This window comes from Marinobacter sp. C1S70, from assembly GCF_000475355.1.
Lineage (GTDB): Bacteria > Pseudomonadota > Gammaproteobacteria > Pseudomonadales > Oleiphilaceae > Marinobacter > Marinobacter nauticus.
Genome location: NZ_AXBW01000041.1, coordinates 64,845 through 87,093, shown reverse-complemented (window position 1 = coordinate 87,093; position 22,249 = coordinate 64,845). Strand labels below are relative to the sequence as shown.

Here is a 22,249-nt window from a genome sequence, read left to right as displayed (position 1 = left end):
AGCTATGGGTATGCCCTTCACACGCCCGAACCCGGTTCAGGCGCACAAGATTGAAGATCTGAGCTGGCTGGAGAGCCGGCATCATGATCGGGTTTGCATCAGCATTGATACCAAAAGTCTGGCCAGGCTAATGCAAAACAGGCAGTTGCACGCCGAGGATTTCTCTTGTCTGGATGCGTCCTCCCAGAGCCTGGTTCGTCATCTGCTTCTGGCTTGTCTGCGGCATTCCTGAGCCCGCCGACATCCGGATTCGCAACGTCTGTCTTTTGAACAATTACGACTGCCCGCGTCGCTCCGTCAGGTTACGATGGAGTGCGCCTGACGGTCCGTATTCTCGGCCAACTGCGGTAAGCTGTGGCCCGAGGATTGAATTGTTCATCAGACAAGGAAAACCATGGCCGACTCCACAGCCATTGAACCCGGCTTTCACGCCATCCATGCCAACCATCTGGAAGACCTGCGCCGCGCCGTGGTCTATATCTGCCGGCAGAACCCCATGCCGCCGCTACAGAGCGAGACCTTTCTGGTGCAGAGTAACGGCATTGCCCAGTGGCTGAAGCTGGCGCTGGCGGAGAAGCGCACCGAGGATGGCGTGGAAGGCGGCCTGGGCATTGCCGCCGGCATGGATTTCCTGTTTCCGGCACGGTTCATCTGGCAGGCCTACCGGGCGGTGTTGCCCGACGGCGAAGTACCGGAGCAGTCCCCCTTCGACAAGCGCCGTCTGGTCTGGCGGCTGTACCGATTGTTGCCGGAGCTGGTGGGGCAGGATGAGGCGTTCACACCACTGGCGCGATTCCTGGACGGCCGCGATACCGATCTGCGCAATTTCCAGCTGGCGGAGAAAGTGGCGGATCTGTTCGATCAGTACCAGGTGTTCCGGGCCGACTGGCTCGCGGCCTGGGAACAGGGCAAGGACGTGGTGATCACGGCCCGGGGCGAGGAGAAAGCGCTGGATACGGAAGCCTGCTGGCAGCCCCTGCTCTGGCGCAAGCTGGTCGAGGACGTGGGCAGCGAGGCCCACACCAGCCGTTCGCAAATCCACACCCGCTTTATGGCCCAGGGCCAGCGCATCAGCGAACCGGCCAATGCCAGTCGCTTGCCCAAGCGCATCGTGGTGTTCGGAGTATCGTCGCTGCCCCGGCAGGCGCTGGAAGCCCTGTATGTACTGAGCCGGTTCAGCCAGGTGGTGCTGTGCGTCCACAACCCCTGCCAGTTCTACTGGGCCGACATCATCAGCGACCGGGAACTGTTAAAAGCCGAACGCAAGCGGGGCGCAGCACACCCGGTGTTGTCGCAAATTGACGACCCGGACCAGTTGCACCAGCACGCCAACCCGTTGCTGGCGGCCTGGGGAAAACAGGGCCGGGACTACATTCGCCTGCTGGATGAGTTCGACAACCCGGACGACTACCGCGCCAGTTTCCAGACGCCGGGCCAGAAGATCGACATCTTCACCGACCATGGCGATGTGGATAACCCCTGCCTGCTGCACCAGTTGCAGAACGATATCCACAACCTGACGCCGCTGCAGGAAATCCGCCAGCAGCAGCGCACGGTGGATCTGACCCGCGACCATTCCGTGGTGTTCCACGACGCCCACGGCCCCCAGCGGGAAGTGGAGATTCTGCACGACCAGCTGCTGGCTGCGTTCAATGCCGATCCGACACTGCGGCCCCGGGATGTAATTGTGATGGTGCCTGACATCAACGTGTACGCGCCTCATATTCAGGCGGTGTTCGGTCGCTACTCGCCGGGCCGCAAGCGCCACATTCCGTTCACCATTTCCGACCAGGGACAGCGCCACCACGAACCCGTGCTGATTGCCCTGGAAACCCTGATGTCATTGCCCCGAAGCCGCTTCGGTGTGAGCGAAATCATCAGCTTGCTGGAAGTAGCCGGCATCCGCGACCGCTTTGACATCAGCGAAGACGACATCCCTCTGGCCCGGCGCTGGGTGGAAGGCGCCAACATTCGCTGGGGCCTGCATGGCAAGCACCGGGAAAGCCTGGACCTGCCGGCAGAGCTGGAACGCAACACCTGGCAAGCCGGGCTGCGCGCCATGTTGCTGGGTTATGGCATGGGCGATGACCAGCCCTGGGGCGGGGTAGAGCCCTATGGTGAAATCGGCGGCCTGCAAGCCAGCCTGGCCGGTCGCCTGGGCGAATTCGTGCACCAGCTGGAAGCCCTGTGGCAGGCACTGCAGGCCACCCGCACGCCCGGGGAATGGGAAGCCCTGTTCTCCGCCATGCTGGAGCAGTTTTTCCACAAGGTGGAAGGCCAGGACCTGCTGTTGCTAAACCGCTTCCGCCGTCAGTTGGAGCAGTGGCTGGACGATGCCCTGGCCGCCGGACTGGAACAGCAACCGCTGCCCCTGAATATCGTCAAGGATGTGCTACTGCAGGGCCTGGATGAGGGCGGCCTGAACCAGCGTTTCCTCGCCGGCAAGGTCAACTTCGCCACCCTGATGCCGATGAGGGCCATTCCGTTCCGCAAGGTATGCCTGCTGGGCATGAACGACGGCGACTATCCTCGCTCCCGGCCGCCGGTGGATTTCGACCTGATGGCCCAGGATTACCGGCCGGGGGACCGCTCCCGCCGGGAAGACGACCGCTACCTGTTTCTGGAAGCCTTGTTGTCCGCCCGGGAACAGCTGTACATCAGTTGGGTGGGGCGCAGTATCAGGGACGACTCTGAACGGCCACCCTCGGTGCTCATCAGCCAGTTACAGGACCATCTGAACAGTCTGTGGAAAGTAGCGGGGCAACCGGATGGTTCTGTTACCAAGGCTCTGACCACCCAGCATCCGCTGCAGCCTTTCAGCCGGGACTATTTCCCCAGAACCAACGGCGTGGGCGACGGTGAAGAGACCCAACCCAAACCCCTGGCCGATGTGCTGCAGGCCCGGGGACTGTTCACCTATGAACGGGAATGGCGCAGCGCTCATGCCGTGGATAACCCGGAGCAGAGCCGGGAAGCGCTGCCGTACCAGACGCCCGAAGAGCCCATCAGCCTGACCGAGCTGGCGAATTTCCTGAAAAAGCCCATCGACACCTTCTACCAGCGCCGGCTGCAGGTACGCTTTGAAGCGGTGGAAGAAGACGACACCGATAACGAAAACTTCGACCTGAACGGCCTGGACCGCTGGCGCCTGGACAACGAGCTGATCCATGAGGGTGTCGTCAAAGCGGCCAGTGAAGAGGAGTTGCACGAACGCCTGGAAGCCACTCTGGACCGTATGGCCCGGCGGGGCGATTTGGGTATGGGGGTAACCGAACATCGCCTGCGCACCGAGCTGGCCGGCCGCCTGCCAGACCTGTTTCAACGCTACCGCGGCGCGCTGGCCGAGTGGCCGGAAGCAGTGGCCGAGCCCTTACCGTTCGAGTTTCGGTACTCGGATAGCACAGGCGCGGTGGAGGTGGCCGATTTAATCGACAACCTGCGCTGCAACCCCGCAGGGCAGCTGTGCCGGCTGGTGATCGCCAGCTCCGGCCTGCTTACCGGCTCCGGTTACTCGAAAAAAGTCCGCTACGCCAACCTGCTGCGGGACTGGTTGGTTCACCTGGCCGGGCAACTCAGTGGCCAGCCCTTTGAAACCGTGATCCTGGGCAAGGAAGAAGGCCGTAAATTCCGCTTCCCGGTCATGGCCCCGGAGCAGGCACAAAAGCACTTCGAAGCCATTCTGGGCCGCTGGATGGAAGCCACCACCCGGACCCTGCCCATTCACTGCGAAGCCGGCTTTGCCTGGATCACCAGTTTCTATGGCGGCAAGAAATCTGTCGGCGACCACGAACGGGCCATTAGCGAAGCAGAACAGGCCTATTCCACCGCCCTGGACCGGGACACCGGCTACCTGCTGGGTGCCTTCGAAAGTCCCGAGGCACTGATGGCGAGCGGCGAGTTTGAAGCCCTGCTGCACCAGCTTTATGTGCCTCTGTGGGAGGCCGAACAGGGCAAGTCGGCGGCGGAGCAAATCGGGAGCATGGAATGACGGAACAGAGAACCAACCGAAACCCGAACCTGGACCCGCTGACGCTGCCCCTGAACGGCAGCGCCCTGATCGAGGCCAGTGCCGGCACCGGCAAAACCTTCACCATCGCCATCCTGTATGTGCGTCTGGTGCTGGGCCATGGCCAAAGTGAAGACAGCCCGCTGCAGAACCTGCTGCCACCGAACCTGCTGGTGGTCACCTTTACCGAAGCCGCCACCAAGGAGTTGCGAGACCGCATCCGCACCCGCCTGACCCAGGCCGCCGAGGTGTTTTCCGAGGCCGCCGACAGCCTGGAACCGACCCCGGAAACCGCACTTATCCACAAGCTGCGGGATGACAGCTATCCGGACCCGGCCAGTTGGCCCGAGTGCCGTAAAAAGCTGTTGCTGGCCGCGGAATGGATGGACGAAGCTGCGGTATCGACCATCCACGGTTTCTGCAACCGCATGCTCAGCGAACACGCCTTCGACAGCGGCAGCCTGTTCAAGCTCACCCTGGAAACCGACCAGAGCGAGCTGTTGGAGGATGTGGCCCGGGACTACTGGCGCACCTTTGTCTACCCGCTGCCACCGGCACTGATGGACGAAGCCCTGAGCCACTGGAAAACCCCCACCGACCTGCGCAAGGCGGTGCGCAACCTGATTGACGACCCAGCCGCCCTGGGCACACCGCCAGAGAACGTGCACCAGGCCATCAACCAGGTGGTCAGCGAACGGCAGGCACGGGCCAATGAACTGAAAGCCCACCCCTGGGCCCAGTGGCAGCAGGAAGTCACAGACCTGCTGAACGGCCTGAACAAAGCCAAGCGCCTGCACGGCGGCAGCAAGAACGCCATGCTCAAGGTCTGGGACAGCCTGCTGGCCTGGGCTGAATCCGACGAGCTGCTGCCGGAGAAGCTGGACAGCGCCGCCGGTTACAAAAACCAGACCCCCGAAGGCCTGGATAACATCCTGAAAGGGGACGAACCGGCACCCCGGCACCCGGCCTTTGACGCCATCGACGCCTTGCTGGCATTCGGCCAGAACCTGCCCAGCGCCAAATCCGATATCCTGCGCCACGCCAGCCACTGGGTTGCCGCGCGGCTGGAAGCGGAGAAGCAGCAACGTTCGGAAATGGGCTTTGATGACCTGCTCACCCGCTTGGACGACGCCCTGCATGGCCCCCGGGGCGATCAACTGGCCGCCACCATCCGCCGCCAGTTTCCGGTAGCGCTGATTGACGAATTCCAGGACACCGACCCGGTGCAGTACCGCATTTTCAACCGGATCTACAACGTAGAAGCCAACCAACCGGACACCTGCCTGCTGATGATCGGTGACCCGAAACAGGCCATCTACGGTTTCCGGGGCGCCGATATCCACACCTACCTGCAGGCCCGACTGGGCGTACAGGCCCGCACCTACACCCTGGGCACCAACTACCGCTCCGCCGATACTATGGTCAGCGGGGTGAATCGGGTGTTCGAGTACAGCGACCAGCAAAGCCCGAAAGGCGCCTTCCTGTTCGGCAACGGGGACAGCACGCCACTGCCGTTCCAGAGCGTGGCGGCCAACGGCACCAAACGGCTCTGGGCCGTAAACGGAGAGATCCAGCCCAGCCTGGTGTTCTGGACCCACGAATCCGGAGAAGAGGACAAGGAAGGTAACCCCAAAGGCCTCGCCAAAGGTACCGCCACGGCCGATGTAGCCGAAACCTGCGCCAGCGAGATTGCCCGCTTGCTAACCCTGGGCCAGGCCGGGCAGGCAGGCTTTGTCCTGCCAGATAACCCGGCCGACCTCGAACCCGTTGAACCCAGCGACATTGCCGTACTGGTGAATAACCGCAACGAAGCGGCTGCGGTGCGGGACGCCCTCGGCCGCCGGCGTATCAAAAGTGTGTACCTGTCGGACCGGGATTCAGTATTGACCTCCCGGGAGGCGAACGAGGTACTGTGCTGGCTGCGCGCCTTTGCCGAACCCCGGCAGTTGGCTTTCATCCGCGCCGCGCTGGCCACACCGACCCTGGGCCAGAGCTGGCAGGCACTGGATCGGCTGCTCACCGACGAGCTGATACTGGAACGGGAAATCGAGCGCTTCCAGCGCTACCAGCAACAGTGGCAGAGCCAGGGCGTATTGCCCATGCTGCGTAGTTTTCTGATGGACTTCGAGGTTCCCGGCCGCCTGCTGCAACGCCCTGACGGTGAGCGAAGACTGACTGACATCCTGCACATAGCCGAACTGCTGCAGCAGGACAGCCTACAACTGGACGGCGAACATGCCCTGGTGCACCACTTCACCCAGATCCTGCGGGCGGCAGACGAAGAAGACGAACACCGCACCCTGCGCCTGGAAAGCGACGCCGGTCTGGTAAAGGTAATCACCGTGCACAAATCCAAGGGCCTGGAATACCCACTGGTATTCCTGCCTTTCGGCACCGCCTTCCGGGCAGAGAACCCGAAGCAGGCGTATGTTCGCTACCACGACGACACCGGCAAGCTGGTGACCGTGTTCGATCCGACTCCGGAAGACATTGAAAGGGCCGACCAGGAACGCCTGGGCGAGGACATCCGTAAACTCTATGTGGCCCTGACGCGGGCCCGGTTTGCCACCTGGGTGGGCGCGGCGGCTGTGGATAACTGGTATCAGAGCGGCCTGGGCTATGCGATTGCCGGAACACCGGAGCAGCCCATTAGCCAGGCTCTGGCCTCACTGGCCCAGGGCCGCCCGGAAATCCGGATTACCCCGCTGCCGGAAGCCGGAAACACAATATTCACCGAAACCGCCCCGGAAGCCCTGGGCCCGGCGCTGATCTCCAACCGGGAAGCGAAGGAAGACTGGTGGATCGCCAGCTACTCCACCATCGAATACACCGGCATGGCCGGCACCGGCATTACCTTCACCGGCGAGGTGGAAGACGCCCAGACCCAGAACCTGCTGGAAGAGAGTGCCCAGGACGACACTGATGAAGCGCCCCCCGTGCCCGCGGTGCGCAACCATCACCATTTCCCCAAGGGCGCCGGCCCCGGCACCTTCCTGCACGAATTACTGGAATGGTGCACGGCGCAGGGCTTCCAGCGGGTTGTGGATAACCCCGAGCTGCTGCACGAACAGCTGAGCCGCCGCTGCGGCACCCGGGGCTGGGGCGACTGGATCGAGCCCCTGCAACACTGGCTGCTGGAACTGATCCGCAAACCACTGCGACTGGATCGTAATGGCGAGGATACCGCCAGCCTGGCGCAGTTGGAAAGTCTGCGCCCGGAGCTGGAGTTCTGGTTTGAAAGCCGTAACGTCAGCATCCATACACTGGACAAACTGGTCACCCGTTACACCCTGAACGGCGCGGACCGGCCCCGGGCCGAGGCCAACCGCTTCAACGGCATGCTCAAGGGCTTTATCGACCTGGTGTTTGAACACAAGGGGCAGTATTACGTGCTGGACTACAAATCCAATGCTCTGGGCGAGGACGACGCCGCCTACACCGACCAGGCCATGGGCCAGGCGATTCTGGACAAACGCTACGACCTGCAATACATCCTCTACCTGCTGGCCCTGCACCGGCTGCTGAAGGCCCGTTTACCGGGATACGACTACGACCAGCACATTGGCGGCGCGGTGTACCTGTTCCTGCGCGGGGTGAACTCCGCCAGCGGCGGCGCCTTTACCGACAAGCCCCCCAGGATGCTGATCGAACAACTGGACGCCCTGTTCGATGGCGAGCCGGTGTCCGGGGAGGTGGCTGCATGAGCCGTACCCGCCATACCGAAAACCAGTTTGCCCTGGACCTGGGTGACGACACGCCAGTGAACCGGGCGGCCACAGAATCACCGGAGGCTGTGGATAACTCCCAGCTGCTGGCCCATCCTGACGACACCGAGGCGCTGTTAGGGCAATGGCAACAGGCCGGCTGGATTCGCCCGCTGGATACCGGCTTTGCCCGGCTGATCAGGGAACTCAGCGAAGAGCAGGGCGAAGGCCCGCAACCACTGGTGCTGCTGTTGGCGGCACTGACCTCGCACCAGGTGGGCCGGGGGCACGTATGCATCGATCTGGCCACGCTACTCGACGATGCCGGCCAGACCCTGGCGCTGCCGCCGGAAGAACCGGCCAATACCGGCCTGTCTGAGAGCGAGGTGGCCAACCTGCAAGGGCGTTATCCACAGGAACTGCTGTCACGGGTACAGCTAACCGATTGCCTCGCAGCCCTGCAGGGTTCTCTGGCCGTGAGCGATGGCTCCGTGCCGGCACCGCTGGTACTGAACGGCACCCGACTGTACCTGCGCCGGTTCTGGCGTTACGAACAACGCATTGCCGAGGGCATTCAGCAACGACTGGCCTTGCCATCGCCGCTGGCCGACCCGCAATCGGCGGCCTCCCAAACCTTATCCACAGCGCTCAGCAAACTGTTCCAGTCCACAGAGCCGGTGGATTACCAGAAACTGGCCTGCGCTCTGGCCGCCCGTAACCGCTTCGCCGTGATCACCGGTGGTCCGGGTACCGGCAAGACCACCACCGTGGTGAATCTTCTGGCAGCCCTGCAGGCCGTGGCCGGGGAAAGCCCGGAGCGGGCAGGGCGCAAGTACCGTATCCGCCTGGCCGCACCCACCGGCAAGGCCGCCGCCCGGCTGAACGAATCCATTGGCGGTGCGGTCAGCAAGCTGCCACTGGCCGACCTGCCCGGCTCCGTGAAACTGGAGGACATTCCTACCAAGGTCACCACCCTGCACCGGCTACTCGGTAGCCGGCCAGACACCCGCCAGTTCCGACATCACCGAGACAATCCGTTACTGGTGGATATCCTGGTCATCGATGAGGCATCCATGGTGGATGTCGACCTGATGGCCTCGGTATTCGATGCCCTGCCCGCCAGCGCTCAGCTGATCCTGCTGGGCGACAAGGACCAGCTGGCCTCAGTGGACGCCGGTGCGGTGCTGGGGGAACTTTGCCAACGGGCCCTGGACGCCCACTACACGCCGGATACTGCCCGTTGGCTGGCTGCCATCACCGGCGCGCAGGTGCCGGATAGCCTTGTGGATAACTCCGGCCAGCCACTCGACCAAGCGGTGGCGATGTTGCGCAAGAGCTACCGCTTCGGACAGGACAGTGGTATCCGTCAACTGGCAGAAGCCGTAAACACCAGCGAGCTCACCAGCCAGGTACTGGGTCAGATCCGGGACGCCGGGTTTGATGATGTAATCTGGCTGAACGGCCAAACACCAAAACCCGATCCGGATCAAACACTTGAGCTGATCTGCTACCACGCCATCACCGGCTCACCGGAGGCTTTCCGCAACGCCGGCCAGGGCCGGGTGGTGAATGGCGAGGCGCTGCCAACACCGGTGGGCTATCGCCATTATCTGGAAGTTATCCACAGCTGTGATTTGACCGCCGACAGTCCCCGGGAAGCCTGGGATGCCCACGCCGCTGAGGTGCTGGAAGCCTTCAACGATTTCCAGGTGCTGTGTGCGTTACGCAAAGGCCCCTGGGGCGTGGAGGGCTTGAACCAGCGTATCGCCCAGAAGCTGCTGGCTGAAAAACTGATCGACAAAACCGACGGCTGGTACGCCGGCCGGCCGGTGCTGGTCACCGGCAACGACTACAACCTCGGCCTGATGAACGGGGATATCGGCCTCACCTTCAGTGTACCCTGGGATAAGACCGAAACCGGCGAGCCAAAAGCGACCCTTCGGGTAGCCTTCCCGAGCGGTGACAGCACCGGCGGCATTCGCTGGATTTCCCCCAGCCGTTTGCAACAGCTGGAAACGGTATACGCCATGACGGTGCATAAGTCCCAGGGCTCGGAGTTCAACCACACCTGCCTGGTGCTGCCAGATCGCCTCAGCCCGGTACTCACCAAGGAACTGGTGTACACGGGCATCACCCGGGCCAGGAACTGGTTCAGCCTGATTACCGGCGATGCGCAGGTGTTCAAAGACAGCGTAAGCCAACAGGTGGTGCGGGCTTCAGGACTGGCGCTTCGGCTCGGGGAGCAATAGCCCCGGGCATCAGTTATCCTCACTCCGATGTTGCTGTTCCCAAAGACGGGCGTAATGACCATCGCGGGCCAGCAACTCGTGATGGCTGCCACTTTCAACAATCCGGCCCCCGTCCATCACCAGAATGCTATTGGCATCGCGAACTGTGGATAACCTGTGGGCAATCACCAGGGTAGTACGCTGGTGGCTGACCTCTTTCAGGGCACCGAGGATGGCCTGTTCGGACAAGGAGTCCAGGGAGGAGGTTGCCTCGTCCAGGATCAGTATTGGCGGGTTCTTCAGGATAACCCGGGCAATGGCCACCCGCTGTTTTTCGCCGCCAGACAACTTGAGGCCGCGCTCGCCGACTTTCGTTTCGTAGCCTTCCGGAAGACTGTGGATAAAGTTTTCCAGATGGGCCATTTTCGCCGCCCGGTACACCTCTTCCTCGGTGGCCTCAGGCCGGCCATAGGCCAGGTTTCGGTAAAGGGTGTCGTTGAACAGCACGGTATCCTGCGGCACCACACCGATGGCCGAACGCAGGCTGTCCTGTGTAACCGATCGGATATCCTGGCCATCAATCCGGATCGCGCCCTTATCGACTTCGTAGAAGCGGAACAGCAACCGGGCGAGGGTAGATTTGCCCGCGCCGCTGGCGCCCACCACCGCCACGGTGTGGCCGGCGGGAATGGTAAAGTTCACATCCTGCAGAATGGGACGGTCGGGCCGGTAGGCGAAGTGGATGTGTTCAAAGCGCACTTCACCGTTATCCACAGCCAACGGCCTGGCATCCGGCGCATCCTGGATTGCCGGCTCATCACCCAACAGCTTGAACAGCCGCTCCACATTCACCAGCGCCTGGCGGATTTCCCGGTAGACAAAGCCCAGAGCATTCAGGGGAATGAACAGCTGGATCAGGTAGGCGTTGATCATGGTGAAATCACCCAGGGTGATTTCACCACTGGCCACTTCGCCCACCGCCATGGCCATAATGACGATCAGCGCCACGCCGATGATCAATGCCTGGCCAGCGTTCAGGGTGGCCAGCGACAGGCGGTTCTTCAACCGAGCCTTTTCCCACTCATCCAGGTCCTGATCGTAAAGCTCGGCTTCATAACGTTCGTTGTTGAAGTATTTGACGGTTTCGTAGTTGAGCAGGCTGTCGATGGCCCGCGAGTTGGACTGGTTGTCCCGGGCATTGGCTTCCCGCACGAACCTGGTTCGCCACTCGGTGATCCTGATAGAGAACACCACATACACAACCACCGCCACCAGAATGGCGACGACATACCCGACGTTGAACACCACCAGCAGGATGCCCGCCACCAGCAGGATTTCCAGGATGGTAGGCACGATGTTGAACAGGGTGAAGCGCAGCAGAAAGCTGATGCCGTTGGTGCCGCGTTCAATATCCCGGGCCAGGCCACCGGTTTTACGGTCCAGATGAAATCCCAGTTCCCTCTGGTGCAGGTGTTCAAACACCCGCAGAGAGACCCGCCGCATAGCCCGCTCCGCGACCCGCGCAAACACGGCATCCCGCAGTTCGCTGAACAGGGTGGCACCAAAACGCAGGCTACCGTAGGCCACCACCAGCACAACCGGAATCCACAGCAGCATGTCGGCACCGCGGTTCTGGTCCAGGTAGTCGACAATGTATTTCAGTGCCACCGGGGTGGCGACGGTGGCCAGCTTTGCCAAAACCAGCATCGCCATAGCCAACACGACCCGCCCCCTGAATTCCAGAAGATACGGCCACAACCCGGAAATAATCGACCAGTCGGGCTTATGATCGGCGGGGTAGTCGTTGTCGGCGTAGGCTCTCAATGCAATATCCTTGAACTTTTGGAGATGTCGAGCGCCCGAGATGGGGAGCCTTTCCGGGACACGCTGTAAATACATCCCTGTACGCTCGACAAAAGCCATCCCTGGCTTTTGACGGTCCCGGAAAGGCTCCCCATCCCGTGCACTCTTGCTAACAGCTATGATACGTCTTCATCTGAGGACAAATCGTAAAAGAAACGGCTTAATTAAACTTTGATCGATCAGGAGAGTGACCATCAGCCCCAATCCTCGTAAAGCTCTAAGACTCGTCATCGAGTTTATCAGTCCCTATCGACGTGCGGTTGTAGGGGCACTGATTGCCCTGGTTATTACCGCCGGCATCACCCTTGGTCTGGGCCAGGGCCTGCGCATTCTGGTCGATCAGGGCCTGGCCACGCAGTCTCCGGACAACCTCGCCAAAGCCATCGGCCTGTTTTTCGTGCTGGTACTCGGCCTGGCCTTTGGTTCGTTTGCCCGATTCTACCTGGTGTCCTGGATTGGCGAACGGGTGGTGGCAGATATTCGCAAACGGGTATTCAATCACCTGATCGATCTCACGCCCAGCTTCTTTGAACAGAACCGGGCCCTGGAGATTCAGTCCCGGTTTACGGCTGACACCACCGTACTGCAATCGGTGATTGGCTCCACCGTCTCCATCGCGCTGCGCAACACGCTGATGCTTATCGGCGGGCTGATTCTTCTGTTTGTCACCAACGCCAAGCTGGCCAGCATCATCCTGCTGGGGTTTCCGCTGGTGATTGCGCCGATCCTGTTTTACGGCCGCCGGGTGCGGGCGCTGTCCCGACTGAGTCAGGACCGGGTGGCGGATGTTGGCAGTTATGTCGGGGAGAATCTCAGTCAGATCAAAACCGTACAGGCCTTCAATCATCAGCCTCACGACCGCCGCTACTTCGCCGAGGTTTCTGAAAAAGCCTTCGATATTGCCCGGCAACGGATTCGGCAGCGCGCCTGGCTGACCACATTGGCGATTTCCCTGGTGATGGGCGCCGTCGGTATTGTCATCTGGATTGGCGGGCTGGATGTGATTCATGGCCGAATCTCACCGGGTGAGCTGGCAGCCTTTGTGTTCTACAGCCTGCTGGTGGGGGTCGCGGCTGGAGCCATCAGTGAGGTGATTGGCGAATTACAGCGCGCCGCCGGTTCCGCAGCTCGCCTGTTTGAGCTGCTGCAGACCGAGCCGGAGCGGCGTCCCGAGACGGGAACGGACAGGCTCCCGGGCACAGTGACCGGCGCAATTACTCTGGATAACCTGAGCTTCAGCTATAACGGGCGCACGGAACGGCCAGCGCTTGCCAGGGTCTCTCTGGAAATCCAGCCGGGTGAAACCCTTGCCCTGGTCGGACCGTCCGGTGCCGGTAAATCCACGTTGTTTGATCTGCTACTGGGTTTCTATCCGCTACAGGACGGTTCTATCCGGTTGGATGGCATAGACACCGCCAAGGTTCCACTGGCTGACCTGCGACGGTGTTTCGCTCTGGTGCCGCAGAATCCCGCCCTGTTTCATGGCACTGTCGCCGATAATCTGCGCTACGCCCGGCCCGAGGCCAATCAGGCTGAGATCGAGCAGGCCGCCCGTATTGCCCACGCCCACGAATTTATTCAGGCCCTGCCACAGGGTTACGACACGCCCCTGGGTGATGCCGGCCAGGGCCTTTCCGGTGGCCAGAAACAACGTCTGGCGATTGCCCGTGCGCTGTTGGCCGACGCTCCGATTCTGCTGCTTGATGAAGCCACCAGCGCCCTGGATGCGGAAAGCGAACATCTGATTCAGCAGGCCATGCCGGCGCTCACGGAGGGCCGGACTACCCTGGTGATTGCTCACCGGCTGGCAACGGTGCGGGACGCCGACAGGATCGCGGTATTTGACGAAGGCCGACTGCTGGCAGTGGGCAGTCACGACCAGTTGATCCGCGATAACGCGTTGTACCGGCGCCTGGCCAGCCTGCAATTCCGGGACACCGGGAGCCAGACAGAACACTGAGTGCCCCGTTGGTCGGTTTGTGTGTTGGGTGCGTACTCCCTACACTGGTACTAGAAATTCCTAATCCTGACACAGGGAGACACGCAAAGTGAGCAACAAAGAATTGCAGGCACTCAAAGAGCGATACGTCGCCGCGGGCGCAGCAAGCCCCAATGATCAATTTGCAGATCACGCCCTGAACGCAGAGGTCTGGGACGCAGATGGCAAACGCATGATCGATTTCGCCGGCGGTATCGGCGTATTGAACATCGGCCATCGACATCCCAGGGTGGTTGAGGCCGTCAAGGCGCAGCTCGACAAACTGATGCACACCTGCCAGACGGTGATGCCCTACGAGGGCTACGTGAAGCTGGCCCAGAAACTGAGCGAAGTGGTGCCGGTAAAAGGCCACGGCAAGGTCATGCTGGCCAACTCCGGCGCCGAGGCATTGGAAAACGCGGTCAAGATTGCCCGCGCAGCCACCGGCAAAAACAACGTTATCTGTTTTGACGGCGGTTACCACGGCCGCACCTTCTTCACCATGGCCATGAACGGCAAGGCCGCCCCTTACCAGACCTCCTTCGGGCCCATGCCCGGCCTGGTCTACCGCGCGCCTTACCCGGTGCCTTACCATGGCATTTCCGAAGAAGAGTCCCTGCGTGGCCTGGCGATGACCATGAAAGCCGACTCCCCGGCCCATGAAACCGCCGCCATCGTATTGGAACCGGTTCTGGGTGAGGGTGGTTTCTACCCGGCACCGCCAAGTTTCCTGAAAGCCATCCGCAAGATCTGCGATGAAAACGACATCATGATGATCGTGGATGAAGTGCAAAGTGGCTTTGGCCGCACCGGCAAGCTGTTCGCCATCGAACACAGTGGTATTGAGCCGGACATTATGACCATGGCCAAATCCATGGCCGATGGCATGCCCATCTCGGCCATCGTCGGCACCGACAAGGTGATGGACTCCTCCGGCCCGAACTCCCTGGGCGGTACCTACACCGGCAGCCCCACCGCGTGCGCCGCCGCCCTGGCGGTGTTCGATGTCATCAAGGAAGAAGATATCCTTGGCAGGAGCCAGCGCCTGGGCGAGAAACTCAGAGCCCGGTTCGACCAATGGCAGGAGCAGTTCACCCATGTGGACAACGCTCGAAATCTGGGCCCCATGGCGGCCTTCGAGCTGGTGGAAAGCAAGGAAAGTCACAAGCCCATGCCAGAACTGGCCGGGGCCATTACCAAAAAGGCAAAGGAGAAAGGACTGATCCTGCTGAGTTGCGGTATGCACGGCAACACACTGCGATTCCTGATGCCGGTGACCATCGAAGACGAAGTGCTGGAAGAAGGGCTGAATATTGTTGAGGAATGCCTGAAGGAAGTGGGCGCCTGAACCAGGCGGTTACGTCTGACTTCCTATTCGTCGTATACTGCCGGAAGCTCTTTCCGGCAGTGCCCCCTCGGGTTCTGCCGTTGATTCACCGATCAGGCGGTAACCATGACGTCCCAGAGTAATTCTCCCACTCCAGACCACCAACCCAGACCCTGGATCGACCTGCTGGTCAGTATCATCATTCCCTCGGTGATTCTGATGAAGTTCAGTGGTGACGAACACCTCGGCAGCGTCAATGCGCTGATCATCGGCCTGGCGTTTCCCCTGGGCTGGGGCCTGTTCGAGCTGGTGCGCTACCACAAGAAAAACTTCATCGCCTTGCTGGGCCTGATCAGTGTCGGCCTCACCGGCGGCATTGGTTTGCTGGAACTGGATGCCGGCTGGCTCGCCATCAAGGAAGCGGCCGTGCCCGCCGTCATTGGTCTGGCGGTACTGGTGTCTACGCGCACCAGGTACCCCCTGGTCCGTACTCTGCTTTATAACCCGAATGTGCTGGACGTGGACAAGATTCAGGCCTCACTGGAAGAAAAGAACTGCGTGGAGGAGTTTGAAGGGCGGCTACTTAAGGCCAGCTATTTCTTTGCCGGCACCTTCCTGTTCTCGTCCATCATGAATTATGTGCTGGCGAAATGGATTGTGGTGAGCCCTTCGGGCACCCAGGCCTTCAATGAGGAACTGGGCCGCATGACCCTGGTGAGCTATCCGATGATTGCCATCCCCTCCATGGTGATGATGATGCTGATCTTCTATTACCTCTGGCGCACCATCCGGCGCCTGACGGGGTATACCCTGGAAGAGGTGATGGCGCCACATCTGATTGAAAAGGAAAAAGAAAAGGAACGGAAGAGGGCAGAGTCCGGCTCCTCGAAATAGGTTATTACAACACCGGTTTCCGGGTTCCCCGGACACACCCATAAAAAAACGGTGGCATCCACAAGGAGCCACCGTTTTTTATTGCCAACAAGGTTGGTCTGATCAGATATCCAGGTTGGTCACTTCCAGCGCGTTGCTCTGGATGAAGTCCCGCCGTGGCTCCACATCATCCCCCATCAGTGTGGTGAAGATCTGGTCCGCGGCAATCGCATCCTCAATGGTGACCTTCATCATCCGGCGGGTTTCCGGATCCATGGTGGTTTCCCACAACTGATCCGGGTTCATTTCACCCAGCCCCTTGTATCGCTGGATGTTCAGGCCTCGCTGGGCTTCCTTCATCAGCCACTCCAGGGCGCCCTCGAAGGACAGCACAGACTGCTTGCGCTCGCCACGCTGGATGTAGGCGCCATCCTCAATCAGCCCCTCCAGGGTCTCGCCCAGACGGGCAATGGCCCCGTAGGACGAAGACTCGAAGAAGTCATGACTGAACACATGCTCATGGGGAATGCCATGCACAAAGATGGTGACTTTGGGCAGGTACAGGCCCCGTTCCTCGTCGCGAGTCACGGAGAAGGTGTACTTGGTGCCGGTGCGGGTATCCAGATCCAGACCTTCACCCAGGCGCGCCACCCAACGGGCCACTTCAGCCTCTTCCTTCAGGTGTTCCGGCTTGAGCGTACTGTTGTAGACCATCTGCTGCAGTACCTTGGCCGGATAGGCCCGGGACAGGCGATCGATCATCGCCATCACTGCCTGATAATCCTTCACCATGGTTTCCAGGGCGGAATCCTTGATGGCCGGTGCTTCCGGGTTCACATAGAGCTGGGCGCCTTCCAGGGCCGACTGGGTCAGATAGGCTTCCTTCGCCTTCTCGTCCTTCAGGTATTGCTCCTGTTTGCCACGTTTGACCTTGTACAGCGGCGGCATGGCGATGAATACATGGCCGCGCTCGATGATTTCCCGCATCTGGCGGAACAGGAAGGTCAGCAGCAGAGTACGGATGTGAGAACCGTCCACATCGGCATCGGTCATGATGATGATGGAGTGATAACGGAGTTTGTCCGGGTTGAATTCTTCCCGGCCGATGCCACAACCCAGCGCGGTGATCAGGGTGCCGACCTCGGCAGAGGACAGCATCTTGTCAAAGCGGGCTTTCTCGACGTTCAGGATCTTACCTTTCAGGGGCAGGATGGCCTGGGTCTTACGATCACGGCCCTGCTTGGCACTACCACCCGCAGAATCACCCTCCACAATGAACAGTTCGGAGAGGGCAGGGTCTTTTTCCTGGCAGTCCGCCAGCTTGCCGGGCAGGCCGGCAATGTCCAAGGCGCCCTTACGGCGGGTCATATCCCGGGCCTTACGGGCCGCTTCCCGGGCACGGGCCGCTTCGATCATCTTGTTAACGATCTGCTTGGCTTCGTTGGGTTGCTCCTGCAGGTACTCCGCAAAGCTCTGATACAGTTCCTGCTCCACGGCCGTCTTCACTTCCGAGGACACCAGCTTGTCCTTGGTCTGGGAGGAGAACTTGGGATCGGGCACTTTCACACTGATGATAGCGGTCAGGCCTTCCCGGGCATCATCACCGGAGGTTGCTACCTTGGCTTTCTTGCCCAGGCCTTCATGATCAATGTAGTTGTTCAGAGAGCGGGTCAGTGCTGCCCGGAAACCGGCCAGGTGAGTACCACCATCCCGCTGGGGAATATTGTTGGTGAAGCAGTAGATGTTTTCCTGGAAGGCGTCGTTCCACTGCATGGCCACTTCTACCGCAATGCCATCTTCCCGCTCACGGTTGAAATGGAAGACACGGTTGATGGCCGTCTTGTTGGTATTCAGGTGCTCAACAAAGGCCCGCAGACCACCTTCATATTCAAAAATCTCCTCCTTGCCTGAACGCTCATCCGTCAGGCGGATACGCACACCACTGTTCAGGAAAGCGAGTTCCCGCAGGCGCTTGGCCAGGATGTCGTAATGGAACTGGATATGAGTGAAGGTTTCCGGCGAGGGAATAAAGTGAACCTTGGTACCGGAGGCATCGGTTTCACCGACTTCGCCCAGGGGCGCATTGGGCACGCCGTGGGTGTAGCTCTGCTCGTAGACCTTGCCATCCCGGCGGATGGTGAGGGTCAGCGAGGAAGACAGGGCGTTGACCACAGACACACCCACGCCGTGCAGACCGCCGGAGACCTTGTAGGAGTTGTCGTCGAACTTACCACCGGCGTGCAACACGGTCATGATGACCTCGGCGGCCGAAACACCTTCCTCTTCATGAAGATCGACCGGGATACCGCGACCGTTGTCTTTTACGGTAATGGATTCGTCCGGGTGGATGATGATGCCGATTTCAGAACAGTAACCAGCCAGAGCCTCATCGATGGAGTTATCCACCAACTCAAAGACCATGTGATGCAGGCCGGTGCCATCGTCGGTATCACCGATGTACATACCGGGCCGTTTACGCACCGCGTCGAGTCCTTTGAGGACTTTGATACTGGAGGAATTGTAGTTCGATTCACTCATTAAAAGAGACTCCTGGAGGTGAGCCCAGCCCTGGCGACACGATCATTCGCGAACCCGCCCGGCTCAGCTATTCTTCCGTCAATTGTCCATGTTCCACGTGGAACATTCTGTATTCAGGTGTATCCCCATCGTGCCACAACGTGTCCGGTTCCGGATGCTCAATGGAGGTGATAAACACCTGACAACGCAGTTCCTGTAAGTTGCGAGCCAGCATAACGCGATGACGAACATCCAACTCGGCGTTGATATCGTCCAACAGAAACGTCACCTGTTTGCCAAGATCACTCAACACCTTGCCCTGAGCAATCTTCATCAGGATCACCAGTGTCTTTTGCTGCCCCCGAGAGAACGTTTCCGCCACCGGACGACCACCAAACTTCAGACGGATATCCGCCCGGTTCGGGCCGTACAAGGTGTGACCCATACGACGTTCCTGTTCGCGATGGTTAACCAGTACTTCGGTCAACGCTGTGCTTCGATCCCAGCCCGGATAAAAGTCCATCTTCAGACCTTCCACCCAGGGCGCATCCAGCTCCGCCAACACCGATTCAAAAGCGATCTTGAAGCGTTGGAAAACGGTTTCCCGGATGTCACTCAACGACTCCGCCAAGGCGCCGTACTGGGAATCCCAGACCCGCATCAACGATTCGTCCAGTCTACCATTTCTCAGCATTTGATTCCGCTGTGACGTGACTCTCTGAACCTGTTGCCACAGGGAAGAAAAGGAAGGTTCCACGTGGAACACTAACCAATCCAGAAACTGCCGACGCTTACCCGGGCCACCAGCAACAATGTCGAATACCCCGGGATCAATGACCGAGACCGGCAGATGCATCGCCAGAAACGAAAGACTGCGAACCGCCTCACCATCTACCCGCAACTGGGTTTCCTTGAGGCTGACATCCCGGGAAATACCAATCCTGTGCTCAACCTTCTCTGAAGACTCTTGCGCCAACAGACCTGAATCCAGTGCCCCGAAGACAGTCAGTTTCGATTGCCCATGAGCCACGACTGCCTGATGCCGGCTGACCCGAAACGACCGACCAAGCCCCAGATAGCCAATCGCTTCCAGGACACTGGTTTTACCGCTGCCATTGGCGCCATAAAGAAGATTGAAGGACGGTGAAAATTCTACAGGCGCAGATAACAGGTTTCGGAAATGCTGTGTCTGGAGTTTGACTAGCGCCATAGGTTAACGGAGTGCTCAGGCTGAGAATTCGGACGATCAAAACGAGAAAGGGCGATACCGTTTCCGATATCGCCCTAGTGTACTAGAAACCCCGGTAGACCGGTTAATGAAGCATGGTTAGCCGTTCGTCCATGAACACATCCATCTCTGGCGCCAGGATGTGAACATAGCGGTCGAAATACAAGAACTGCTTGAGCAGCAAGGCGAATTCACGGGGAAAATGCAAACCATGACTTTCGCCAACCTTTACCATGTCCATCAGGATATTATTCACGTCGTCCTCGGCCTGTTCCGCTTGATAGGGCACATCATCCGGAACCATACGATCCATCTGACGATACAGACGCTGAAGATCCGCAGACAGATCGTCCACCCGCACGGTGTGCCGGGTGACGCCAATCCGGATCATGGCGTCGGCCATACCATCAAAATTGCCCACCATAATCGCGGAAATGAAATCACTCACGGCCTGCCAGGTATCCGGTCTGATACGCCCGACAATGCCGAAATCGATAAAACCAACCCGACCATCCTCAAGCACCATCAGGTTACCGGCATGAACGTCTGCGTGAAAAAACTCGCACTGGGTCAGGCTGGCAAACCAGGTGTTCATGGCGGTTATCAATGTCCGCTCCGGATCACGGGAAAAGCCTCGAATACTCTCAAGATCCGTCAATGGGACCCCATGGAAACGCTCCATGGTCAGAATCCGGCGAGTACTGCAATGCTCGTACACCCGCGGCACGGTCGCATCTTCATTGTGAGTATTCTGCAAAAACTCCCAGAAGACTTTCAGGTTGTTGGCCTCTTTGATGAAATCGCATTCTTCCATCATGGTTTTCTGGATTTCATCAACAATGCCGGACATGGAGGTCCAGGACAGTTTCGGGGCCAGCGTCTCGAGCATTCGGGCAGACAGGTAAAGGAAGTTGAGGTCCGTCAGCAGAATGTTTTCCACACCCGGCTTCTGAACCTTGATCACCACTTCTTCACCCGTTAGCAGGCGAGCAGCATGAACCTGGGCAATGGATGCCGAAGCCAGTGCAACCGGATCAATTTCCGAATACACCTGATCAATAGGGCGACCAAGCTCGTCCCGGATGATCTTCTTGATTACGCTGAAGGGAAGGCTCGGGGTCTTGTCGAGGCAGAACTGGAACTCCTCCACATATTCCTTGGGGAAAAAGGTCGGCGAGCTGGCAATAAATTGTCCCAGCTTGATGTAGGTTGCGCCCAGGCTTTCGAAGGTCTGCCTTAACAGTTTCGGGGCAGGGGGCCGATCGCCCCGAACCCAGTTTACCCCGGTGCGGCCAAGCACAGACAGGGTCTGGCCGATCCTGAACGCGCCTTTGATTCCATTCGTTACAGCACCCATAGAGCCCTCCAAACCTGATTACAGTCGCATCGGCATGACAACATACAGGCAACGGTTGTCGTTCTGAGCCTCAATCAGCGCACTGCTGTTGGGATTCGACAACGTAATCTTCACCTGGTCATCATCCAGTGCATTCATGACATCTACCAGATAGCCTACATTAAACCCGATCTGCAGTGATTCGCCCTGATACTCCACCGGCAACGCATCTTCGGCCTGTTCTTGGTCAGGGTTATTGGCGAACACCTGCAACTGGTTGGGAGAAAGGTTCAGGCGCACACCACGGATGTTCTCGTGAGACAGAATGCCCGCCCGCTGCAGGGTACTTTTCAGCGTTGAACGATCAGCCAGTACGGTCTTGTCGCCGCCCCGCGGGATCACCCGGTTGTAATCCGGGAACTTGCCTTCAATCAACTTGGAGGTAAAGGTATAGCTGCCCACCGTCGCCCGCAGATGATTGTCACCGATGACCAGCGTAACCGGCGATTCTTCATCATCCAGAAGCCGGGCCAGCTCCAGCACACCTTTACGAGGCACAATAACCTGCCGCAACTCCGGACACCCGGTATCCAGATCTAACTGGGCCATGGCCAGACGATGACCATCGGTAGCCACAACCCGGGCATGATTCACATCCACTTCCAGCAACAACCCGTTCAGGTAATAACGCACATCCTGCTGGGCCATGGCGAACGCAGTGGCATCCAGCATGCGACCGAGCTCTTTCTGTGGCAATGCCAGGCGGAAGCTTTCCGGCTCATCTTCGACATTGGGAAAGTGCTCCGCCGGCAGCGTCGACAGGGTGAAGTGGGAATTGCCAGAACGCAGATGCAGACGATCGCCTTCCAGTGCCAGATCGATAGGCGCCTCATCCCCCAGGGCCCGGCAGATATCCGCCAACTTCCGCGCCGGAACCGTGATACGACCAGGCTGATCCACATGGACTGGTGCTACCCGAGCCACCAGCTCCACTTCCATATTGGTACCGGTCAGTGTCAGCGTATTGTCTTCCGCTTCCAGCAGGACGTTGGACAACACCGGCATGGTCTGTTTCTTTTCCACAACGCCCGCGATGCTTTGCAGCGGGGTGATCAGTGATTCACGGCTGATGGTCAGTTTCATGGCACTCGGCTTCAGTTATCGGAAGTGAATGTATGTGTTGTTCGTA

At 59.6% G+C, this 22,249-nt stretch carries 12 protein-coding genes; 7 read left to right on the top strand and 5 right to left on the bottom strand.

Annotated elements, in window-relative coordinates:
• Nucleotides 1–10 precede the first annotated feature (10 nt).
• From Q669_RS13245 to recD, 4 genes are all read left to right on the top strand, one after another.
• Nucleotides 11–232, top strand: coding sequence for a hypothetical protein (locus Q669_RS13245; protein ID WP_147232528.1), 222 nt, complete (start codon nucleotides 11–13; stop codon nucleotides 230–232).
• Between the two features lie 162 nt (nucleotides 233–394).
• Nucleotides 395–3,988, top strand: coding sequence for an exodeoxyribonuclease V subunit gamma (gene recC / locus Q669_RS13240; protein WP_022992631.1), 3,594 nt, complete (start codon nucleotides 395–397; stop codon nucleotides 3,986–3,988).
• Nucleotides 3,985–7,710, top strand: a complete 3,726-nt coding sequence (gene recB, locus Q669_RS13235; RefSeq protein WP_011783592.1) for an exodeoxyribonuclease V subunit beta — start codon at nucleotides 3,985–3,987, stop codon at nucleotides 7,708–7,710. Before recC ends, recB begins: the two co-directional genes overlap by 4 nt.
• Nucleotides 7,707–9,959 (top strand): exodeoxyribonuclease V subunit alpha, encoded by a 2,253-nt coding sequence (recD, locus tag Q669_RS13230; protein WP_022992630.1) that lies wholly within the window; start codon nucleotides 7,707–7,709, stop codon nucleotides 9,957–9,959. The genes recB and recD overlap by 4 nt, the downstream gene beginning before the upstream one ends.
• A 9-nt stretch (nucleotides 9,960–9,968) precedes the next feature.
• Here recD and Q669_RS13225 read toward each other — a convergent pair whose 3' ends face one another.
• Complete coding sequence (locus Q669_RS13225) at nucleotides 9,969–11,762, bottom strand: ABCB family ABC transporter ATP-binding protein/permease (RefSeq protein WP_022992629.1); 1,794 nt, start codon at nucleotides 11,760–11,762, stop codon at nucleotides 9,969–9,971.
• A 226-nt stretch (nucleotides 11,763–11,988) separates the two neighbouring features.
• Between Q669_RS13225 and Q669_RS13220 the strand changes: the two genes are divergently transcribed.
• From Q669_RS13220 to Q669_RS13210, 3 genes are all read left to right on the top strand, one after another.
• On the top strand, nucleotides 11,989–13,761 hold the full coding sequence (locus Q669_RS13220; protein ID WP_022992628.1) for an ABC transporter transmembrane domain-containing protein: 1,773 nt from the start codon (nucleotides 11,989–11,991) through the stop codon (nucleotides 13,759–13,761).
• 88 nt (nucleotides 13,762–13,849) lie between these two features.
• On the top strand, nucleotides 13,850–15,127 hold the full coding sequence (locus Q669_RS13215) for an aspartate aminotransferase family protein (protein ID WP_022992627.1): 1,278 nt from the start codon (nucleotides 13,850–13,852) through the stop codon (nucleotides 15,125–15,127).
• A gap of 105 nt (nucleotides 15,128–15,232) precedes the next feature.
• Complete coding sequence (locus Q669_RS13210; protein WP_011783587.1) at nucleotides 15,233–16,000, top strand: VC0807 family protein; 768 nt, start codon at nucleotides 15,233–15,235, stop codon at nucleotides 15,998–16,000.
• A gap of 102 nt (nucleotides 16,001–16,102) precedes the next feature.
• Here the strand turns inward: Q669_RS13210 and gyrB are convergent, their stop codons facing one another.
• The 4 genes from gyrB to dnaN form a co-directional block, all read right to left on the bottom strand.
• On the bottom strand, nucleotides 16,103–18,517 hold the full coding sequence (gene gyrB, locus Q669_RS13205; protein ID WP_011783586.1) for a DNA topoisomerase (ATP-hydrolyzing) subunit B: 2,415 nt from the start codon (nucleotides 18,515–18,517) through the stop codon (nucleotides 16,103–16,105).
• Between the two features lie 67 nt (nucleotides 18,518–18,584).
• Nucleotides 18,585–19,706 (bottom strand): DNA replication/repair protein RecF, encoded by a 1,122-nt coding sequence (recF, locus tag Q669_RS13200; protein WP_011783585.1) that lies wholly within the window; start codon nucleotides 19,704–19,706, stop codon nucleotides 18,585–18,587.
• Nucleotides 19,707–19,809: 103 nt separating this feature from the next.
• Entirely contained in the window at nucleotides 19,810–21,081 is a 1,272-nt protein-coding gene (locus Q669_RS13195) for an ABC1 kinase family protein (RefSeq protein WP_011783584.1), read from the bottom strand.
• Nucleotides 21,082–21,099: 18 nt separating this feature from the next.
• Nucleotides 21,100–22,203 (bottom strand): DNA polymerase III subunit beta, encoded by a 1,104-nt coding sequence (dnaN, locus tag Q669_RS13190; RefSeq protein ID WP_011783583.1) that lies wholly within the window; start codon nucleotides 22,201–22,203, stop codon nucleotides 21,100–21,102.
• Nucleotides 22,204–22,249: the final 46 nt, after the last annotated feature.